Origin of the sequence: Pseudomonas sp. SIMBA_067 (assembly GCF_046534675.1) — a bacterium.
GTDB classification, from domain to species: Bacteria; Pseudomonadota; Gammaproteobacteria; order Pseudomonadales; family Pseudomonadaceae; genus Aquipseudomonas; species Aquipseudomonas putida.
This window is the reverse complement of the sequence record NZ_JAWRYH010000915.1, coordinates 1-252: the sequence shown is the minus strand read 5'-3', so window position 1 is coordinate 252 and position 252 is coordinate 1. Positions and strand designations below refer to the sequence as shown.

Below are 252 nucleotides of genomic sequence, written 5' to 3'. Positions count from 1 at the left end.
GCTACAACAACAGCGACTTTTTCTGTCATTGGGTTATCAAACTCAATTGGTGGCTTAACTAAGCTTAAGTATTCACCAAAAGACACTTGTTTAAATGTTTTACCATCTTCCTCAGCGCCAACTAGATTAATTAATTGTTGACGAATTTGTTGATTAGTTTTGAGAGAATCAACCCATTTATTATCCAGCGCGTATTTACCCGCATCACCATTGGCAGCCTGCATTTTGGCTAAATAAGTATCCATTGTTTCA

General features: G+C 36.9%; 1 protein-coding gene. It reads right to left on the bottom strand.

The window, feature by feature from the left end; all coding sequences use genetic code 11:
* On the bottom strand, nucleotides 1-252 hold a 252-nt coding region (locus SB765_RS31880), incomplete at both ends, for a hypothetical protein (RefSeq protein WP_410932791.1).